A 16,862-nucleotide genomic window follows, 5' to 3' on the forward strand; every position below is an offset into this window, starting at 1 on the left:
CGCGAGGCGACACACACCCCAATGCCATGACGAAGGAGACGGGCCCCGTGGTCGACGTCGTACCTGCAATGCCCCACGTGTCCGAACGCGTGCGTGCCCTGCACGCGCAGATGACGCTCGAGGAGAAGCTGGCCCAGATCGTGGGCTACTGGCTGGACCAGGACGGCACGGTCGCGCCGATGCAGTCCGAGATGGCGGCCGGCCAGCAGACCTCGAGCAAGCTCGGCGAGGTGACCCGGGACGGTCTGGGCCACTACACGCGGGTGTACGGCACGCGTCCGGTCGACCCGGGCGAGCGCGCGGCCTGGTTGTGGTCGGAGCAGCGCCGCCTCAAGCGCGAGACCCGCCTGGGCATCCCGGCCCTGGTCCACGAGGAGTGCCTCACCGGCCTGGCCGCGTGGCAGGCCGCCACCTACCCGACCCCGCTCGCCTGGGGCGCGACGTTCGACCCCGAGCTCGTGCACGAGGCGGCACGTGCGATCGGCGACTCGATGCGCCTGCTCGGGATCCACCAGGGTCTCGCGCCGGTGCTCGACGTCGTGCGCGACCCGCGCTGGGGTCGTGTCGACGAGTGCATCGGGGAGGACCCGTACCTGGTCGGCACCATCGGTACGGCGTACGTCCGCGGGCTGCAGGAGGCCGGCGTCCACGCGACGCTCAAGCACTTCGTCGGGTACTCGGGGTCGAGGTCCGGCCGCAACCACGCACCCGTCAGCGCGGGACCGCGCGAGATCGCGGACCACTTCCTGCCCCCGTTCGAGATGGCGATCATCGAGGGCGGCGCGCGGTCGGTGATGAACGCGTACGTCGACATCGACGGCGTGCCCCTGGCGTCGAGCGTGGAGTACCTGACGACCCTCCTGCGCGAGCGGTGGGGCTTCGACGGTGTCGTCGTCGCGGACTACTTCGCGATCGCGTTCCTGCAGGTCATGCACGCCATCGCCGCCGACCGGGGCGAGGCGGCCGCACTCGCGCTCGAGGCCGGCATCGACGTCGAGCTGCCCACCGGAGACGCGTACCTGCAGCCGCTGGCGGACCGCGTGCGTGCGGGCGAGCTCGACGAGCGGTTCGTGGACCGGGCCGTCCTGCGTGCTCTGGCACAGAAGGAGGAGCTCGGCCTCCTCGACCCCGACGCGTTCGAGGACGAGCCGCCGACGGACATCGACCTCAACTCGCCGCAGCACCAGGCGCTGGCTCGCCGCCTCGCCGAGGAGTCGGTCGTGCTGCTGTCGAACGACGGGCTGCTGCCGCTGAACCGGGGCACCGCTGCGCCGTCGCGCGTCGCCGTCGTCGGCCCGAACGCGCACCGCGCCGAGGCCCTCATGGGCTGCTACTCGTTCGTGAACCACGTGCTGCCGCACCACCCCGAGCTGCCGATGGGCCTCGAGATCCCGACGGTCCTCGACGCGTTCGGCGGGGCGTTCGACCGGGCCGGCATGGCGCAACCCGAGCTGGTGTTCGCCGAGGGCTGCACCGTCGAGGGCGACGACACCTCGGGGTTCGCCGAGGCCGTCTCGGCCGCCCAGGGCGCCGACGTCGCGGTCGTCGTCGTCGGCGACCAGGCCGGGCTGTTCGGCCGCGGCACCGTGGGTGAGGGCAACGACTCGGAGTCGCTCGACCTGCCCGGCGTCCAGCGCGAGCTCGTCGAGGCACTGGTGGCCACGGGCACTCCCGTCGTGATGGTGCTGCTGACGGGGAGGCCCTACGTGATCGACTGGGCGCTCGACGGGCCGGGCGCGCGTCCGGGTGCCGTGATGCAGGCGTTCTTCCCGGGGGAGGGCGGCGGGCTGGCCGTCGCCGACGTCGTCACCGGAGCGGTGAACCCGTCCGGCCGGCTCCCGGTCTCGATGCCGCGCTCCTCGGGCTCGCAGCCGTACTCCTACCTGCACCCGATCCTCGGGGGGCCGTCCGACGTCACCTCGACCGACTCCACACCGCTGCGTCCGTTCGGGTTCGGCCTGTCGTACACGCAGTTCGCGTACTCCGACCTGGTCGTCGACTCGTCCGTGGGATCGAGCGGCACGTTCACGGCGGCGGTGACGGTGACCAACACGGGCCCGGTGGCCGGTGCCGACGCCGTCCAGCTCTACGGCCACGACGTGCACGGCACGGTGACCCGGCCGGTGGCGGCGCTGCTCGGCTACGCGCGCGTGGAGCTCGAGCCCGGCGCCTCCAGCCGCGTGACGTTCTCGGTGCCGACCACCCGGTTTGCGTTCTCCGACCGTCGCATGGTCAGGATCGTCGAGCCCGGGGAGGTCGAGGTGTGGATCGGCGCGCACGCCGCGGCGTCGCACGCCGGGACGAGCACCAAGGACTCCACCGGAGGTGTCATCTCCAACGGCAAGGGCACGGAGCGCCGCGAGATCCCGGGTACGGCGACAGACCGCGCGCGGCTCGCCATCACCGGCGCGGTGCACGACGTCACGATCGACGACCCCCGCACGGTGGAAGTGAAGATCGTCTCCTCATGACGGTGGCCCGCAACCCCCTGCTCCCAGGGTGCTATCCCGACCCGTCGATCTGCCGCGTCGGGCAGACGTTCTACCTGGTCACGTCGACGTTCGAGTACTTCCCGGGCCTGCCCGTGCTCCGGAGCGAGGACCTGGTCAGCTGGGAGCAGGTCGGTCACGTCGTCGACCGAGCAGGACAGCTCGACTTCGACGGCATCGCGTCCTCGGGCGGCCTGTACGCACCCACACTGAGGCACCACGACGGCGTCTTCTGGCTGGTGTGCACCCTCGTCGACCAGCAGGACGCGACGCGGGGCGGCAACTTCCTGATGACCGCGACCGACGCGGCCGGGCCGTGGTCCGACCCGGTCTGGCTCGAYGCCGACGGCATCGACCCGTCGATCTTCTTCGACGACGACGGCCGGGTCTGGGTGCACGGCACCCGCCTCGCGCGCGAGCCGGAGTGGCACGACCAGACCGAGGTCTGGGTGCGCGAGCTCGACCGCGAGACCATGACCCTCGTCGGGCCGGAGCACGTCATCTGGAACGGTGCGCTGCGAGGCGTCGTCTGGGCCGAGGCACCGCACCTGTACAAGGTCGACGGCACGTACTACCTCGTGGCCGCGGAGGGTGGGACCGAGTTCCACCACGCCGTGTCGGTCGCGCGGTCGGACGCCGTGACCGGTCCCTACGTGGGCAACAAGGGCAACCCGGTGCTCACGCACCGGCACCTCGGCAAGGGGTCCGAGGTCGTCGGCGTCGGGCATGCCGACCTCGTCGAGGCGGCGGACGGCAGCTGGTGGGCGGTCCTGCTGGGCATGCGCCCGTACGGCGGGTACCACTACAACCTCGGCCGCGAGACGTTCCTGGTGCCCGTGGTCTGGGAGGACGGGTGGCCCGTGCTCGCGCCCGGTGCCGGTCGGGTCCCCGCCGAGGTCGAGGTGCCGTTCGCGGGACCGGCGCGCCTCGGCGCGGCTCAGGGTGTCGTGTCCGGAGCGGTCCTTCCCGACGACCTCCGGTGGACGTCCCTGCGTGCGCCCGCTGACGCGTTCGCGTCGCCCCGGGCGGACGGGTGGGAGCTGAGGCTGCGGCCGACCACCCTGAGCGAGCCGGGTACGCCCGCGTTCCTCGGCGTGCGTCAGCAGCACGCCGACGTCGACGTGCGCGTGCTCGTGCGGGCCGCGCTCGGTGCGGGCGAGGACGTGGGCCTCGCGGTGCGGCAGTCGGAGGCTGACCACGTGCGGCTGTTCGTCACCGGCCCCGAGGGTGCCCGGGGCCGCAGGGTCGTGGCCGTGCAGCGCCGCGGCGGCGTCGAGTCCACGCTCGGAGAGCTGCCCCTGGGCGCGGAGGGACCCGTCGCGCTGGTCGTGCGTGCACGCGGGCAGGACTACGCGCTCCTCGCCGGGGAGGGGGAGGGCGAGCCGGTGCTGGTCGCTACCGTCGACGGGCGCGCGCTGGACTCGGTCGCGACCGGCGGCTTCCTCGGGCTGTGGATCGGGGTGTACGCCACCAGCAACGGGCGCCCGACGACGACGACGGCGCACGTGGAACGGTTCGAGTACCTCCGGGTGGGGTGACAGAGGCCGGTCCCGCGCGCCATCCTGGGGATCTCACCAGTACGGGCATCCCAAAGACGGGCGTGTCAAACGTTATCGATAACGTTTTCGTTGCAGTAGTCTCAGGCCATGGGTCCACGGGTGACGATCACCGATGTCGCGCGACGGGCGGGCGTCTCCACCGCGACCGTCTCGAAGGTGATCAACGAGCGGTACGGGGTGGCCAGCGGCACCACCTCGCACGTGCGCGAGGTGATCAAGGAGCTCGGCTACGAGTCGAGCCTGGTCGCCCGGAGCCTGCGCTCGCACAAGACGAACGTGATCGGCATCCTCGTGGCCGAGTTCGAGCCGTTCAGCGCCGAGATCCTCAAGGGCGCGTCGACCGGGCTCGGCGACTCCGGCTACGCGCTCCTCGCCTACACCGGCGGACAGCTGACCGGCGGGGTCGGCTGGGAACGGCGGTACCTGTCCCGGCTCAGCGGCACCCTGATCGACGGCGCGGTGCTGGTCACCCCGACGGTCCTGGAGGCCGACGCCGGGGTCCCCGTCGTCGCGATCGACCCGCACGCCGGGCCCTCGGGCCTGCCGACCGTCGACTCGGACAACTTCAACGGGGCCGTGCAGGCCGTCGAGCACCTCCTGGGGCTCGGGCACCGGCGGATCGGTTTCATCGGCGGCCGGTCCGACCTCGAGTCCTCGCGGCTCCGCGAGGCCGGCTACTGCAAGGCTCTCGCCGACGCGGGCATCGCGGTCGAGCCCGGCCTGATGCGGGCCGGTGACTACCGGAAGGACTCGACGCACGAGCCCGCCCGCGAGCTCCTCACCCTCCCGGAGCGGCCGACCGCGATCTTCGCCGCCAACGACCTCTCGGCGATCGGGACCCTCGAGATCGCCCAAGAGCTCGGCCTGGACGTCCCGTCCGAGCTGTCGATCATCGGGTTCGACGACATCCCGGAGTCGACGCTCACCACGCCGGCGCTCACCACCGTGCACCAGCCGATCCAGCAGATGGGTGCCGCAGCCATCGCGCTGCTCATCACGCTCATGGCCGGGCAGCCGGTCGAGCAGACCCACGTCCGGCTCGTGACCTCGCTCGTCGAGCGGGGATCGACGGCACCGCCCCGCTGACGCCCGACGGCTGCCCGCCCGCCTCGTGGTCCGCAGAGTGACCCTCCCGTGGCCAGGCGGAACGGCAGTCATACACTCGCGAGCATGACCGTGACGTCGGACAACGCCTCCAGCTCCACCCCACCAGCAGTCGACATCAAGCCCCGTTCGCGGACCGTCACCGACGGCCTGGAAGCCACCGCCTCGCGCGGCATGCTCCGCGCGGTCGGCCTGGGTGACGACGACTTCGCGAAGCCACAGATCGGCGTCGCGAGCTCGTGGAACGAGATCACGCCGTGCAACCTGTCGCTCCAGCGTCTCGCGCAGGCGGCCAAGTCGGGCGTGCACGCGGCGGGCGGCTTCCCGCTCGAGTTCGGCACCATCTCGGTCTCGGACGGCATCTCGATGGGCCACGAGGGCATGCACTTCTCGCTGGTGAGCCGCGACATCATCGCCGACTCCGTGGAGACCGTCATGCAGGCCGAGCGCCTCGACGGCTCCGTGCTCCTGGCCGGCTGCGACAAGTCCCTGCCGGGCATGCTCATGGCGGCGGCCCGCCTCGACCTGGCCAGCGTGTTCCTGTACGCCGGGTCGATCGCCCCGGGCTGGGTCAAGCTCGAGGACGGAACCGAGAAGGACGTCACGATCATCGACGCGTTCGAGGCCGTCGGCGCCTGCGCCCGTGGGCTCATGAGCCGCGAGGACGTGGACCGCATCGAGCGCGCGATCTGTCCCGGCGAGGGCGCCTGCGGCGGCATGTACACCGCCAACACCATGGCGTCGGTGGCCGAGGCCATCGGCATGTCGATCCCCGGCTCCGCGGCCCCGCCGTCCGCCGACCGCCGCCGCGACGCGTTCGCGCACAAGTCCGGCGAGGCCGTCGTCGAGCTGCTGCGCAAGGGCATCACCGCGCGCCAGATCATGACCAAGGAGGCTTTCGAGAACGCCATCGCCGTGGTCATGGCCTTCGGTGGCTCCACCAACGCGGTCCTGCACCTGCTGGCCATCGCGCACGAGGCCGAGGTGGACCTCACGCTCGCCGACTTCTCGCGCGTCGCCGCCAAGGTGCCGCACCTGGGCGACCTCAAGCCGTTCGGCCGCTACGTCATGAACGACATCGACCGCATCGGTGGCGTCCCGGTCGTCATGAAGGCGCTCCTCGACGCAGGCCTGCTGCACGGCGACTGCCTCACCGTGACGGGCAAGACGATCGCGGAGAACCTGGCGGACGTGAACCCGCCGGACCCCGACGGCAAGATCCTGCGGGCCATGAACAACCCGATCCACAAGACCGGCGGGATCACGATCCTGCACGGCTCGCTGGCGCCCGACGGCGCCGTGGTGAAGTCGGCCGGCTTCGACTCCGACGTGTTCGAGGGCACCGCGCGGGTGTTCGAGCGCGAGCGCGCCGCGATGGACGCGCTGGAGAACGGGACGATCGTGGCCGGCGACGTCGTCGTCATCCGCTACGAGGGCCCCAAGGGCGGTCCGGGCATGCGCGAGATGCTCGCCATCACCGGTGCGATCAAGGGCGCCGGCCTGGGCAAGGACGTCCTGCTGCTCACCGACGGCCGCTTCTCCGGCGGCACCACGGGCCTGTGCGTCGGCCACGTGGCCCCCGAGGCCGTCGACGGCGGACCGATCGCGTTCATCAAGGACGGCGACCGGATCCGGCTCGACGTGGCGAACGAGACCCTCGACGTGCTGGTCAGCGACGCGGAGCTCGACGGCCGCAAGGTCGGCTGGGCGCCGCTGCCCCCCACCTACACGCGTGGGGTGCTGGCCAAGTACGCGAAGCTGGTGCAGTCGGCGTCGAAGGGCGCCGTGCTCATCTGAGTTGCACGCAGCGACGGGCCCGCTCCTCTCGGGGAGCGGGCCCGTCGTCACGTCGGCCTACTTGATCGACCCCCGGGTGACCCCGGAGATGACCCAGCGCTGGCTGAAGATGTAGACCACCAGCAGGGGCGCCATCGCCATGAGGTAGGACGCGAACGCCACCGTGTAGTCGGTGTTGAACTGCCCCTGGAACACGTACTGCGCGAGCGACAGCGTCCGCGCCCCGGGGTCGGTGAGGACCACGAGCGGCATGATGAAGTCGTTCCACGCCCAGACGCACGTGAGGATGCCGACCGTCGCGTTCATCGGGGTCAGCAGCGGGAAGATGATCTGCCGGAACACCCGCCAGGTCGACGCACCGTCCACCCGCGCCGCCTCCTCGAGCTCGATCGGGATCGAGCGGATGTAGGCGGTGTAGATGAAGATGTTCAGCGACAACCCGTAGATCGTGTAGAGCACGATCATCCCCGCCTGGTTGTCCAGGCCCAGGAGCGACGTCTGCTTCACCAGCGGAAGCATGATGATCGGGAACGGGATGAACAGGGCCGCCAGCAGGTAGAAGAACACACCCTTGAAGAACGGCCGGTGGATGTTCCGCGCGATGCCGTAGGCGACGACCGAGCTGGTCAGCAGCGTGAAGACGACCGACCCGACGGTGATGATCGCCGTGTTCATGAGGGCCTGCGGGAAGCTGGTCCGCTCCCACGCCTCGGCGAAGTTCCCCCAGCTCACCGGGTTCGGCCACTCGAAGCCTGTGCCGGCCGCGAGCTGGTCGGGGGTCTTCAGTGCCACGACCACGGCCAGGTAGAGCGGGACGAGGATCGTCAGCGAGCACACCGCGATCAGTGCGGTGACCCACCAGTTGATCTTGCGGGTGTCGTCGTCGGCGACGTTCTTGGTGCGTCGTCGCCGCGGCTCGGGAAGGACCGGCTCGGCCTGGCCGAGCATGGTTCCGGCGGTGGTCATCAGAAGTCCGCCTCTCTGCGCTGAAGGACCCGGAACTGGAAGAGCGAGACGATCGTGATGACGATGAAGAAGATCACCGCGTTCGCGGTCTGGTAGGCGAACTCCCCGCCGGAGAACCCGCCGCGGAAGATGAGCAGGGTGACCGACTCCGTGGCCGTGCCGGGCCCGCCGTTGGTGAGGGCGACGATCGGGTCGAAGACCTGCAGGAAGCCCTTGAGGCTCAGCACGACGTTGATCGTGAAGAAGGCGCTGATCAGCGGGAACGTGATCGACCGGAACTGCCGCCACGCCTTCGCGCCGTCCAGCGACGCCGCCTCGTAGAGCTCGCGCGGGATCGTCTGCAGCCCGGACAGGTAGATGATGATCGCGAAGGCGCAGGACTGCCAGACGGCCAGGGCGACGATCGCGGTCCACGCCCAGGTCTCGTTGGTGAGGATGTTGTCGGCGAAGAGCGGGATGCCCGACAGGATCTTGGGCAGCGAGCTCGAGAAGAAGAACTGGAAGACGTAGCCGATGACCAGGATCGCCAGGACGTAGGGCACGAAGTACACGCCCCGCCAGAAGTTGCGCGCCATGATCTTGGTGTTGAGGCCCATCGCGATGGACAACGAGATCAGGTTGGTCAGCACCGTGGCCGCGATCGCGAACAGGAACGAGAACCCGTACGCCTGCAGGACCCGGTCGTCCTTGAACAGGTTGACGTAGTTGGACAGGCCGACGAGGTTCCAGGCGCCGTACCCGGCGTAGTTCGTCAGGCTGAAGAAGATGCCGACGAGCACCGGGACGGTGTGGAACAGGAAGAACGCGATGACCGCGGGCCAGACCATCCAGTAGAACGTGGACTGTGCACGGTCCTTCGTGGCGCGTCGCGGCGGGGGGGTTCCGGCGTCGCCGGCCCCTCGTGCCGCGGGCAGGGCTTGCGTGGAGGACGTCATCGTCAATCTCCCGTCACGGGGATGGTGCGAGCGGCGACCTTGCTCCACTCGCTGTCGAGGGTGGCGAGCGCGGCCTCGGCGTCGCCGCTGAACAGGAACTGCTGGTCGATCGCCGCGAGCGGGATGCTGGGCGGGATCTGGTGGTCGATGAACCCTGCGATGCGGCCGTCGTCGAAGTACGGCGCGACCGACTGGATCGCAGGCTCGTCGCTGAGCTCGGCTCCCTCCACGGACGGGATCATGTTCTGCGAGGCGGCGAACTCCTCGATCACGTCCTTCTCGAAGAGGTAGTCGATGAAGCGAAGCGCCTCCTCCTGGCGGGGGGTGTCCCTCGCCATCGTCACGACGACGTCGACGCCGGAGACCAGCACGCGGTCGGCGGGGTCGTCCGTGGCCGGGTACGGGAAGATCCCCGCCCGGATGTCCGGGTTGATGCCCTTGATCGGGCTCAGTGCCCAGATGCCCTGCAGCAGCATGGCGACCTCGCCGTTGGCGAACGCGGCGTTCCCGTCGTCGTACGTGGCCCCGCGGTAGCCGTCCTGCATGTACTCGAACAGCTGGTACTGCTGGTCCATCGCCTCGGCGAAGTCCTTCTGGAACGACACCGCCGAGTCCGGGCCGGTCTCCTCGCCCTGCTCGCGCATCTGGTCGAAGAAGTCGTCGCCGGCGGGGTAGGCGCCGAGCGCGTTGAAGGAGGGCAGCCCGGTCCACGAGTCGGCGAGGGTCCCGTAGAACGGGGTGATGCCGGCAGCCTCGAGCGCGTCGCAGGCAGCGACCAGCTCGTCCCAGGTCTCGGGGACCTCGAGGCCCTGCTCCTCGAAGATGTCCTGGTTGTAGATGACGCCGTTGGCGTTGTTGACGTAGCCGAGGCCGCTGACCTCGTCGCCGTACGTGCCCAGGTCCGCGATGATCTCCTGCACCGCCGGGTTGATGGTGTCGAGCACCGGCTCGTCGGAGAAGTCGTAGAAGACCCCGGCCTGGGCGAGGCGGCCGAAGTTCCCGCTCGCGTTCAGGGTGATGACGTCGGGCGCCTTGTCCTTCACCAGCAGCGTGCGGATGGCGGTGTCGGCGTCGGCGACCTGGTTCTGCACCACCCGGATGTCAGGGTTCTCCGCCTCGAAGTCGGCGATGATCTGAGTGAAGTCCTCGAGCGCCTCACCCTTGAACTGGAAGAAGTTCAGGGTGGTGACGCCGTCGGACGGTTCGTTCGCACAGCCGCTGACGGCGGCCAGCAGGGCGATCGTGCCGACCGCGGCTGCGGTGCGACCTCGTCGCGTCATTCGGTGTCTCATCGTGCGCCTCCTTGCGCCGGGTGCTGGCTGCTCAGTCCTGAGCGACCAGCTCGATGACGGTGGATCTCTGCGGGTACTGGACGGGGGGGCGGAGGCCGACGGTCTCGAGCTCGCGACCCGTCACGGTGGTGTCGTAGACCTCCCAGTGGAGTTCGGACTGAGCAGCGGCGCTCGTCGGGGTGCCGACAACCTCGATGCGGTAGCGCCGGCCGGGGTCGAGACCGGGTATCCGGACCCGTCCCGGGGGGTACGCGGCGGTGGTGTCGGTCTGGGTGAGGGTGAAGACGGCCGTCGTGCCGTCGGGCGCGACGACACCGCGGACGTCGATGCCGGCCTCGGTGCCGTCGACGTCGACGGTCCGGCCGGTCGCCACGAGCGGGCGGATGCGCTTGGCGTACTCCACCCACGTGGCGATGCGGCCTCGGGTCTCGGCGTCGGTGGCGGTGAGGTCCCACTCGATCCCGACGTGACCGAACAGGGCGACCGCGGCGCTGAAGTCGAGGTCGACCGTCCGGCCCGTGGAGTGCACGACGGGGCTCGTCAGGTGCATGCCCATGAGCTCGGGCGGGACCACCAGCGCCGTGTACCGCTGGTTGACCAGACGCTCGAGCGGGTCGAGGGTGTCGCTGGTCCAGATCCGGTCCGTGCGAGCCAGGATGCCGAGGTCGACCCGCGCACCACCCGAGGCGCAGCTCTCGATCTCCAGCCCGGGGTGCGCCTCCTTGAGGTCGTCCAGCAGGCGATAGAGGGCGAGCGTGTGCTCGCGCACCCGGGCGCTCCCGTCCGGGCCGCTGCCGGCGTCGAGCAGGTCGCGGTTGTGGTCCCACTTGAGGTAGGCGATCGGGTACTCCTCCACCAAGGAGTGCAAGCGCTCCGCCACGTAGGCGTAGGCATCGGGGTGCGCGAGGTCGAGCACCTGCTGCTGGCGCGCGGCCGGGGGCAGCGTCGTCCGCGCGCGCAGGATCCAGTCGGGGTGCCGCCGGGCGAGGTCGCTGTCCGGGTTGACCATCTCGGGCTCCACCCAGAGGCCGAACTCCATGCCCCGGGCGTGGACGTGGTCGACCAGCGGGTGCAACCCGTGCGGCCAGACCGTCGCGTCGACGTACCAGTCGCCCAGGCCCGCGGTGTCGTCGCGACGGCCGGCGAACCAGCCGTCGTCGAGCACGAACCGCTCGACCCCGACGGATGCCGCGGCGTCGGCGAGCGCGGTCAGCCGGTCGAGCGAGTGGTCGAAGTAGACGGCCTCCCACGTGTTGAGGGTGATGGGCCGCGGCCGGCGAGGATGGGCCGGTCGGCTGCGCCACTCGTCGTGGAACCGGTGGGCCAGCTCGCTCAGGCCGTCACCCCACGACCCGATGACCTCCGGCGACGTGAGCGACCCACCCGGCGCGAGGACGACCTCTCCGGGGGCGAGCAGCTCGCCGCCGGCGAGGAACGACTCGCCTGACACGGACCGCTCCGCGACGAGCCGGTGGTTGCCGCTCCATGCGACGTGGACCGCGTGGACGCGGCCGCGCTCGAAGCCGAACCCGGGACGACCCGCGGCGAGCAGGAGCGTGGCGTCCGCGCCCGGCCGTCCGCGGCGGCTCTCCCGCAGGTACGTCCCGAAGCCGAAGGAGTGCCGCTGCGGCGAGCGTTCCCGCAGGTGGCGGCCCGTGGTGTCGAGGATCTCGGTGGCGTCCCACGGGACGGGGAACGCGAGGTGCAGGTGCTGGACGGTGTACGGGGAGTCGCCGGAGTTGCGCAGGGTGATCCGCTGGTGGAGCAGACCGGAGACTCCGACGCTGAGCTCGAGCTTCGCAGTGAGCCGTGCCTCCCGGTCGACGAGCGACAGCACTGCACGGTGCTCGTCGACCTCGACGCCGACGAGCTCGAGGCGCACGCTGAACGACGCCCCGTCGCGGTGGCCCTCGAGGCCGGGAGTGCCGAGCCAGCCACCGGCAGGTGAGGCGACGAGCGTGGCGCGGGCGGGCTCGTCCAGCCCGCCCGAGACCCGCTGCGGACGGGCGGCGACGGCCAGGCTGCGCAGCGTCTGGTCGGTCGAACCGGTCAGCTCCTCGCCCCAGTGCACGATCGCGGGGTTCGGGGCCGTGTCGAGGTCGATCACGACGCTGGTGCCGCCGCGGTGCAGGTGGAGCACCCGTCCCTCCGCGGTGGAGCGGGGGCCGTCGTCGGGGATCACCTCGTCGTGAGAGTGCATGAGATAGTTCTAACACGGAAGAAACAAGGTCCACAAGCCGTGCGATTCGGCGATTCCCTCCCGTTCGAGCAGTCCTTCATGTCATGATGGAATCAATGAACGGGTGGAGCGCGTGCTGAGCGAGAGCGAGCGGGCCCTCGCGCGCGCGGTCCTGATCCACGGGCCGATCTCGCGCAGCGAGCTGACCAGCCGGCTCGGTCTGTCGCCGCCGAGCCTGACGCGACTGGCCAAGCCCTTCCTCGACCGCGGACTGCTCATCGAGCTCGACGACCGCACCGACGGCTCGGTCGGCCGCCCCGTCCGGCCGCTCGACGTGCGGCCGGGCCTGGCCCAGTTCGCGGGCGTCAAGGTCACGGGAGAGGCTCTGCACGTGGTCGCGACGGACGTGCGCGCCGGGCTCCTCGCCTACGAGGAGCACCGCCTCGAGCGCCGCGACCCGGAGGGCGTCGCCGCCGAGATCGCCCGAGCGGTGCGGGGGCTGGGCGTCGACCGCCTCGCGGGCGTCGGTGTCTCGCTCGGAGGGGCCGTCCGCGACGGTCGCGTCGAGTTCGCGCCCTTCCTCGACTGGACGGACGTGCCCTTCGCGACGCTGGTCGAGGCCGAGCTCGGTGTCCCCGCGTCGATCGAGAACGACCTCGTCGCCCTCGCCGAGGCCGAGCGCTGGTTCGGCATGGGCCGGGGCATCCCCGGGTTCGTGGTCATCACCATCGGCGCCGGCATCGGCTACGCGCTCGTCGTGAACGGTCAGGCGGTGCACTCGCGCGAGGCGGGCGTCGGGCTGGGTGGGCACATCCCGCTCGCCACCACCGGACCCGTCTGCCACGCGGGCCACCGCGGGTGCGCCGAGGCGATGCTCACCTCGGGGTCGATCGCCGCCCAGGTGTCGGCGGCCCTCCAGCGCCCTGTCGACTACGACGAGGTGCTGCGTCTGGCGGCGCAGGGCGATCCGGCGGCGACGACCGTCGTCGACGAGGCAGCCGCTGCCCTCGGACGTCTCGTCGCGATGGCCGCCAACCTGACCCTGCAGCCCGCGGCCGTGCTCGCCGGTGAGGGCATCGCGCTGTTCTCCCTCGCGGAGGAGCGGGTGCGTGCGGCGATCGCGGCCGATCGGGACCCCCGCGCCGAGCCCGTCCAGCTGTTCGTCGACGAGTCGGGCTTCTCTGCCTGGGCCCGGGGAGCGGCGACCATCGCGATCCAGGACGCCGTCGACCGCATCGACCTGGACCAGGAGGTGCAGGTCCTTGTGCCCGCCTCGGTCCCGACGAGAGGACCCCTCGCATGACGTGGACGACCCAGGACGCCCCGTGGTGGACCCGAGCCGTCGTGTACCAGGTGTACCCGCGCTCGTTCGCCGACTCCGACGGCGACGGGATCGGTGACCTGCGGGGCATCCTCGGGCGCCTCGACCACCTGGCGGAGCTGGGGGTGGACGTCGTCTGGCTGTCGCCCATCTACGCCTCTCCGCAGGACGACAACGGCTACGACATCAGCGACTACCAGGCGGTCGACCCGGTGTTCGGCACGCTCGAGGACCTCGACGAGCTGCTGGTGGCCCTGCACGACCGGGGCATGAAGCTGGTGATGGACCTCGTGGTCAACCACACGTCCGACGAGCACCCGTGGTTCGTCGAGTCCCGCGACCCGACGAGCCCGAAGCGCGACTGGTACTGGTGGCGCCCACCCCGCGCGGGCATGGCGGCGGGCGCCCCCGGGGCCGAGCCGACCAACTGGCGGTCGTTCTTCCAGGGGCCCGTCTGGGAGCTCGACGAGCGCTCCGGCGAGTACTTCCTGCACCTGTTCAGCCGCAAGCAGCCGGACCTCAACTGGGAGAACCCGCAGGTCCGCGAGGCGGTGTACTCGATGATGCGCTGGTGGTTGGACCGGGGGGTCGACGGCTTCCGGATGGACGTCATCAACCTCATCTCCAAGGACACCGCGCTGCCGGACGGGGTGGTCACCGACGGCCTGCTCGCCGACGGCTCGGCGTCGTACGTGTGCGGTCCGCGCATCCACGAGTTCCTGGCGGAGATGCACGAGTCCGTGTTCGCCGGCCGTCCCGAGCGGCTGCTGACCGTGGGGGAGATGCCAGGGGTCACGGTCGAGCAGGCGCGCGACTTCACCGACCCGTCCCGGCGGGAGGTCGACATGGTGTTCCAGTTCGAGCACGTCGGCCTCGACCACGGACCCGGCGGCAAGTTCGACGTCCGTCCGCTGCGGCTGCGCGACCTCAAGGCCTCGTTCGGGCGCTGGCAGGCCGCGCTGGCCGACGTCGGCTGGAACAGCCTCTACTGGGACAACCACGACCAGCCGCGGATCGTGTCGCGGTTCGGCGACGACGGTCGGTACCGGCGGGAGTCGGCGACGATGCTCGCGACCGTCCTGCACCTGCACCGCGGCACGCCGTACGTCTACCAGGGCGAGGAGCTCGGGATGACGAACGCGCACTTCACGCGGTTCGACCAGTACCGGGACATCGAGACGCTCAACCACGTGGCGGTGGCGAAGACGGTGGGCACCGGGTCCGACGAGGACCTGCTGGCCGGGATCGGCGCGATGGGCCGCGACAACGCCCGCACGCCGATGCAGTGGGACGGCTCCCCGCACGCGGGCTTCACGACGGGCACCCCGTGGATCTCCGTCAACGAGAACTACCCGACGGTCAACGCCGAGGCGGAGCGCGCCGACCCCGACTCGGTCTTCCACTACTACCGGGCGCTCATCGCCCTGCGGCATCAGGACCCGGTCGTCGCGCTCGGCGACTTCACGATGCTCCTGCCGGACCACGAGCACGTGTACGCGTTCACCCGCCGGCTCGGTGACGTCACGCTCACGGTCCTGGGCAACTTCTCGGGCGAGGTCCAGGAGACCGGGCTCGAGCTGGGCGAGCTGGGCGAGCTGGTGCTGGGCAACTACGCGGACCCGGCCGGCCCGGCCCTGCGACCGTGGGAGGCGCGGGTCCACCGGTCCTGACCGTCGGGTCTGCCACCGTGCCGACCCGGGGGCTGGCGGGACAGACCGGGGCGTTCCGGGCTCGTTAGCGTCCCGATCATGACGATCGCGACGGCCCCGCCCCACCCGCTGCCGGTCCGGACGCGCCGCCACCGGGCCGGGTGGACGGCGGTGCTCCTGACCTCGCTCGCAATCGTCGCGTACTCCGTGACGCCGTACCTGACGTCCTCGCTGCGGGCGCTCACGGACGAGGGGTTCGGGCTCGCGCCCGCCTACGTCGACCAGCCCGCGATCGTACGAGCCGCGTTCTACGTCCACGTCGTCGGCGGAGGGCTGGCGCTCCTGCTGGGCCCGTGGCAGTTCTGGGCCGGTCTGCGCCGGCGTCTCCCGCGCGTGCACCGGTGGACCGGGCGGACGTACCTGGTGGCGGTCGGTGTGGGCGGGGTGGCCTCGCTGGTGATGGCGCCGTTCACCAGCGTGGGCTTCGTCGGGTTCTTCGGGTTCGGCACGCTCGGCGTCCTGTGGCTCTGGACCGGCTGGCGCGGCTACCGGGCGATCCGCTCCGGCGACGTCCGGGCGCACCAGGCCTGGATGATCCGGAACTTCGCGTGCACGTTCGCGGCGGTCACGCTCCGGGCCTGGACGGGCCTGCTGCTGGTGATCCAGATCCCGTTCGTGGACGGCGAGGCGGGCATCGAGGCGGCGTTCGCCAACGCCTACGCGGCGGTGCCCTTCCTCGCGTGGCTGCCGAACCTCGTGGTCGCCGAGCTGATGGTGCGCCGCCGCGGGCTGCCCGCCCTGCGGATCGTCGACCCCGCGACGGCGGCCGCTGGCTACGCTCGCACGGAGGTCGTCGAGAGGTAGGAGCGGGCGTGGGCAAGGTGCACGAGAGCATCGACGGCCGGCTGCGGGCATTCGTCGAGGCGCAGCCGATGTTCTTCGTCGCGACGGCCCCGAGCGGCCCCGGCGGGCACGTCAACCTCTCGCCCAAGGGGATCGCCGGCTCGTTCGTCGTGCTCGACGAGCACACGGTGGCGTACCTGGACCTCACTGCCAGCGGCGCCGAGACCATCGCGCACCTTCGGGACGACGGCCGCATCACGCTGATGTTCTGCGCGTTCGAGGGCCCGCCCAACATCGTCCGGCTGTACGGCCGCGGCCGCTTCGTCACGCTCTACGACGACGGCTTCGCCGAGCTGGCCGCCCTGTTCCCGGAGACCCGCGGCGCGCGCGCCGTGATCGTCGTCGAGGTGGACCGCGTCTCCGACTCCTGCGGTTACGGCGTCCCGCGGATGGCGCTGGAGGGGGAGCGGGACCTGCTGCCGCCGTACATGGAGCGCAAGGGTGTGGAGGGCCAGGCCGACTACCGACGGCTCAAGAACCGGACCAGCATCGACGGGCTGCCGGCGTTCGACATGGATCCCGGACTGTCCACGTGATGATCCCGTGAACCACGATGTGAGATCGGCGGGGGGCGACGTGACACATCGGAAACGTGGGCGTAGTGTCCACAGCGTGCAGACGATCCTTCTCGTAGTACTTCCTGAGCGCGCCGGCTAGAGGCCTCCCGC

12 protein-coding genes are annotated in these 16,862 nt (G+C 70.9%); 8 read left to right on the top strand and 4 right to left on the bottom strand.

The window, feature by feature from the left end:
* Positions 1-26 precede the first annotated feature (26 nt).
* The 4 genes from AC1DXT_RS06260 to ilvD all read left to right on the top strand — a co-directional run bounded on the left by AC1DXT_RS06260 (position 27) and on the right by ilvD (position 6,949).
* Entirely contained in the window at positions 27-2,471 is a 2,445-nt protein-coding gene (locus AC1DXT_RS06260; protein WP_477060470.1) for a beta-xylosidase/alpha-l-arabinosidase, read from the top strand.
* The gene (locus tag AC1DXT_RS06265; protein WP_477060471.1) at positions 2,468-4,027 is read left to right on the top strand and encodes a glycoside hydrolase family 43 protein; all 1,560 of its coding nucleotides are present in this window, start codon (positions 2,468-2,470) and stop codon (positions 4,025-4,027) included. Before AC1DXT_RS06260 ends, AC1DXT_RS06265 begins: the two co-directional genes overlap by 4 nt.
* 108 nt (positions 4,028-4,135) lie before the next feature.
* Positions 4,136-5,134 (top strand): LacI family DNA-binding transcriptional regulator, encoded by a 999-nt coding sequence (locus AC1DXT_RS06270; RefSeq protein ID WP_477060472.1) that lies wholly within the window; start codon positions 4,136-4,138, stop codon positions 5,132-5,134.
* A gap of 84 nt (positions 5,135-5,218) precedes the next feature.
* Positions 5,219-6,949 carry a dihydroxy-acid dehydratase gene (ilvD, locus tag AC1DXT_RS06275; protein WP_477060473.1) on the top strand — a complete coding sequence of 577 codons (1,731 nt, stop codon included), beginning with the start codon at positions 5,219-5,221 and terminating at the stop codon, positions 6,947-6,949.
* A gap of 57 nt (positions 6,950-7,006) precedes the next feature.
* Here the strand turns inward: ilvD and AC1DXT_RS06280 are convergent, their stop codons facing one another.
* The 4 genes from AC1DXT_RS06280 to AC1DXT_RS06295 are packed head-to-tail and all read right to left on the bottom strand — an operon-like array spanning position 7,007 to position 12,342.
* Complete coding sequence (locus AC1DXT_RS06280; protein WP_056096887.1) at positions 7,007-7,915, bottom strand: carbohydrate ABC transporter permease; 909 nt, start codon at positions 7,913-7,915, stop codon at positions 7,007-7,009.
* Positions 7,915-8,850, bottom strand: coding sequence for a carbohydrate ABC transporter permease (locus AC1DXT_RS06285; protein ID WP_477060474.1), 936 nt, complete (start codon positions 8,848-8,850; stop codon positions 7,915-7,917). The genes AC1DXT_RS06280 and AC1DXT_RS06285 overlap by 1 nt, the downstream gene beginning before the upstream one ends.
* Before the next feature lie 2 nt (positions 8,851-8,852).
* Positions 8,853-10,130 (bottom strand): ABC transporter substrate-binding protein, encoded by a 1,278-nt coding sequence (locus AC1DXT_RS06290; protein ID WP_477060475.1) that lies wholly within the window; start codon positions 10,128-10,130, stop codon positions 8,853-8,855.
* 43 nt (positions 10,131-10,173) lie between these two features.
* Positions 10,174-12,342 (bottom strand): alpha-galactosidase, encoded by a 2,169-nt coding sequence (locus tag AC1DXT_RS06295; RefSeq protein WP_477060476.1) that lies wholly within the window; start codon positions 12,340-12,342, stop codon positions 10,174-10,176.
* Between the two features lie 112 nt (positions 12,343-12,454).
* Between AC1DXT_RS06295 and AC1DXT_RS06300 the strand changes: the two genes are divergently transcribed.
* From AC1DXT_RS06300 to AC1DXT_RS06315, 4 genes are all read left to right on the top strand, one after another.
* Positions 12,455-13,624 carry an ROK family protein gene (locus tag AC1DXT_RS06300; protein WP_477060477.1) on the top strand — a complete coding sequence of 390 codons (1,170 nt, stop codon included), beginning with the start codon at positions 12,455-12,457 and terminating at the stop codon, positions 13,622-13,624.
* Positions 13,621-15,312, top strand: a complete 1,692-nt coding sequence (locus AC1DXT_RS06305; RefSeq protein ID WP_477060478.1) for a glycoside hydrolase family 13 protein — start codon at positions 13,621-13,623, stop codon at positions 15,310-15,312. Before AC1DXT_RS06300 ends, AC1DXT_RS06305 begins: the two co-directional genes overlap by 4 nt.
* A 78-nt stretch (positions 15,313-15,390) precedes the next feature.
* Positions 15,391-16,155 carry a DUF2306 domain-containing protein gene (locus AC1DXT_RS06310; protein WP_477060479.1) on the top strand — a complete coding sequence of 255 codons (765 nt, stop codon included), beginning with the start codon at positions 15,391-15,393 and terminating at the stop codon, positions 16,153-16,155.
* Positions 16,156-16,163: 8 nt separating this feature from the next.
* A complete protein-coding gene (locus AC1DXT_RS06315) occupies positions 16,164-16,730 on the top strand; it encodes a pyridoxamine 5'-phosphate oxidase family protein (RefSeq protein WP_477060480.1) in 567 nt (188 codons plus the stop codon).
* Positions 16,731-16,862 lie beyond the last annotated feature (132 nt).

Source organism: Cellulomonas sp. P1_G12_2 (assembly GCF_056405535.1).

Coding starts and splice junctions, on each gene's coding strand:
- ilvD (WP_477060473.1), top strand. CDS start 5,219: ATGACCGTGACGTCGGACAACGCCTCCAGCTCCACCCCACCAGCAGTC.
- AC1DXT_RS06270 (WP_477060472.1), top strand. CDS start 4,136: ATGGGTCCACGGGTGACGATCACCGATGTCGCGCGACGGGCGGGCGTC.
- AC1DXT_RS06305 (WP_477060478.1), top strand. CDS start 13,621: ATGACGTGGACGACCCAGGACGCCCCGTGGTGGACCCGAGCCGTCGTG.
- AC1DXT_RS06310 (WP_477060479.1), top strand. CDS start 15,391: ATGACGATCGCGACGGCCCCGCCCCACCCGCTGCCGGTCCGGACGCGC.
- AC1DXT_RS06290 (WP_477060475.1), bottom strand. CDS start 10,130: ATGACGCGACGAGGTCGCACCGCAGCCGCGGTCGGCACGATCGCCCTG.
- AC1DXT_RS06260 (WP_477060470.1), top strand. CDS start 27: ATGACGAAGGAGACGGGCCCCGTGGTCGACGTCGTACCTGCAATGCCC.
- AC1DXT_RS06280 (WP_056096887.1), bottom strand. CDS start 7,915: ATGACCACCGCCGGAACCATGCTCGGCCAGGCCGAGCCGGTCCTTCCC.
- AC1DXT_RS06285 (WP_477060474.1), bottom strand. CDS start 8,850: ATGACGTCCTCCACGCAAGCCCTGCCCGCGGCACGAGGGGCCGGCGAC.
- AC1DXT_RS06295 (WP_477060476.1), bottom strand. CDS start 12,342: ATGCACTCTCACGACGAGGTGATCCCCGACGACGGCCCCCGCTCCACC.